2 protein-coding genes are annotated in these 2,927 nt (G+C 53.6%); both read right to left on the reverse strand.

All coding sequences use genetic code 11. The features are described 5' to 3' along the window. Positions 1-50: 50 nt before the first annotated feature. Positions 51-656 carry an acetate uptake transporter gene (locus tag PHV74_15930; GenBank protein MDD5095841.1) on the reverse strand — a complete coding sequence of 202 codons (606 nt, stop codon included), beginning with the start codon at positions 654-656 and terminating at the stop codon, positions 51-53. A gap of 44 nt (positions 657-700) precedes the next feature. Then, positions 701-2,614 carry a propionyl-CoA synthetase gene (locus tag PHV74_15935; GenBank protein MDD5095842.1) on the reverse strand — a complete coding sequence of 638 codons (1,914 nt, stop codon included), beginning with the start codon at positions 2,612-2,614 and terminating at the stop codon, positions 701-703. Positions 2,615-2,927: the final 313 nt, after the last annotated feature.

A 2,927-nucleotide genomic window follows, 5' to 3' on the forward strand; every position in this document is an offset into this window, starting at 1 on the left:
TTGGTGCTCTCATCAGCCACCCCCTTTTTGTTGATTCCAGTTTTTTGTTGCTATGCAGCTTCTATTGCTTTCGTTTTGGGTTCCGGAGCTGCTTTTACAAGCGGCTTGCCGAGCGGCAGTTTTACTCCCAGGTCTGCAAGGACCACGTGCATCATCATGTACCAGGCGCTGCAAGCACAAACGATCAGAACGACAGCCCCCACCTTTTTGAATGCTGACGAGCCGCTGCCAAGGAAGAAGATGTCTAAGAAGATGAATCCCAAGAGCAGCGTAAAGAAAGTGAACGCGTGAGCCCTGCTTATCATCAATGACCCGATGAAGTACATGAAGGTCAGTACGCTGAAGACCACCATGAAGTAGCCGACATCCTTAGCGGTGATGCCGAGCCACCCGTTCAACAAGCAAATGAGGATTCCCGCCAGGGCCATCCAGAATGCTCCGTAGGTTGCGAACACTGCATAGCCGAAGTTGTTGCCCGTGCGGAATTCCTGTAGCCCGGCAATAAGCTGTGCCAGACCGCCGAAGAAAATGGCACAACATACTACGATTCCATCACCACACCATCCCAGGTTAGCGAATTGCAGCAGTAGCGTTGCGCCACCAAACCCTGCCAGTCCCACAGCCGCAGGGTTACCTATTTTCGTTCCTTCAGACACCGAATTACACTCCTTTGAATACCATATTTTGCCATTCTATTGCCTTACTGCTTCGCAACTGCGAACCCCAGTGGCTTCAGAGCTTCCCCGATTTCTCCCAAGATGGCGGGGTCATCAATCGTCGAGGGAACCGCGTATTGTTCGCCATTGGCGACTTTGCGCATGGTGGCGCGAAGTATTTTGCCCGATCGTGTCTTGGGCAGGCGCTTGACCACGGCGACATTGCGGAAGTAGGCGAAAGCGCCAACGCGTTCACGGACCATCTCGATCAGTTCCTTGATGACGATCTTCGGGTCCTTGGTGACTCCTGCTTTGAGGACCACCAGTCCGATTGGAATGTCTCCCCGAAAATCATCGGCCACTGCGATGACAGCGCATTCCGCGACATCTTGATGACTGGAAACGACCTCTTCCATGCCGCCGGTGGACAGACGATGGCCGGCCACATTGATTACGTCGTCGATTCTGCCCATGATAAAGACATATCCATCCTCATCAATGTATCCGCCATCACCGGTGAAGTAGTAGCCGGGGAATGGGTCGAGATAGGACTGCTTGTATTTTTCGTCGTTCTGCCACAGCGTGGGCAGTGTTCCGGGAGGTAGCGGCAGCTTCAGCAGGACGGAGCCTTCTGTCTCCGCGGGTACTGGTTTGCCATTGGCGTCTACGATGACCACCTGATAGCCAGGTAGCGGTTTGGTCGGCGATCCGGCCTTTATGGGGAGGAAGTCCAAGCCTGTGCAGTTTCCTACAATACCCCAGCCGGTTTCGGTCTGCCACCAATGGTCGACTACCGGGACCTTGAGCATATTGCTGGCCCAGTGGTATGTATCCGGATCAAGCCTTTCACCAGCCATGAACAGAGTCCTGAAATGGGGAATGTCGTATTTTTTGAGGAATTCTCCGTTGGGATCATCTTTCTTAATGGCTCGGAAAGCCGTCGGAGCGCAGAACAGGGCTTTCACCTTGTGTTGGGAGATGATGCGCCAGAAAGACCCGGGATCAGGGGTGCCAACGGGCTTGCCCTCGTATACTATGGTTGTGCAGCCATAGAGCAAGGGAGCATATACAATGTATGAATGCCCTACAACCCAACCCACATCAGAGGCTGCCCAGAACACGTCCCCCGGCTGCATGTCATAGATGTTTTTCATCGTCCACTTGAGCGCTACGGCATGGCCGCCATTGTCGCGTACTACACCTTTGGGGATTCCCGTGGTGCCGGAGGTGTAGAGGATGTAGAGAGGATCGGTTGACTTGACGATGGTGCAGTCAGTGGGCTTGCCACTCTTTTCCTGGTCTTCCCAATCGAGGTCTCGGCCTGCCACCAAGGTGGCTCTCGCCTGTTTCCTCTGGAAGATGATGCACTTCTGAGGTTTGTGCGTGGCCATTTCGATAGCTTTGTCGAGGAGAGGCTTGTACTGGATAATCTTGCTCCCCTCCATGCCGCAGGAAGCAGAAAGGATGACTTTTGGTTGAGCATCGTTGATGCGGATAGCGAGCTCTCCCGGTGCAAATCCGCCGAACACCACGGAATGTATCGCACCGATACGGGCGCAGGCCAGCATCCCAACCAGCGCCTCGGGGATCATGGGCATATACAGAACAACACGGTCGCCCCTGGTCACGCCATTGGCCTTGAGAACGCCAGCGAATTTCGATACCCTGTCGAGGAACTGGGCATAGGTGAACTTCTGTATTGTCTGGGTCATGGGGCTGTCATAAATGACTGCCAGTTGGTCGGCCCGTCCGTTCTTGACATGGACGTCAAGAGCATTGTAGCAGGTATTCAGCTCACCGCCGACGAACCACCGATAAAATGGGGCGTTGCTGTCATCCAGTACCTTTTCATAGGGCTTGTTCCACACTACATCCATGGCGGCTTTGCCCCAGAACTTGTCTGGATGTTCCACCGATTCCCGGAATGCCGCTTCGTAGCTCTGTCTCGTCTGGACCATGGGTATTTCTTGGCCTCCTAGTTATTTGATTTGGCCGATCGGCCGGAACGCGATTGCCCGTGTGCCACTCCGTTTCTAATTTGTTAAATAAACCTTGCTGTCACAAGGTTCCATCAGAATCTATTTTGATATCCCTCCGTCTCTCATTCGTTTGGTCATTATCCGGGCCATATCCGCCGTGAGATATCTCACACCGGACAGGTCAGCGTTTTACTATCTCTTGCTTGTTGTCTGCGCAGGGGCGGCAGCCCAAAAGCACGCTTGTAGCTCTTGAGGTTCATCAATGTCTCGTGCCTGTTCACGCCAGGGATTC

It is taken from the genome of Dehalococcoidia bacterium, from assembly GCA_028711995.1.
GTDB lineage: Bacteria > Chloroflexota > Dehalococcoidia > SZUA-161 > SpSt-899 > JAQTRE01.

What these genes read in the sequence shown, in the direction of transcription:
- PHV74_15935 (MDD5095842.1), bottom strand. Translation starts at nt 2,614, where the DNA reads ATGGTCCAGACGAGACAGAGCTACGAAGCGGCATTCCGGGAATCGGTG.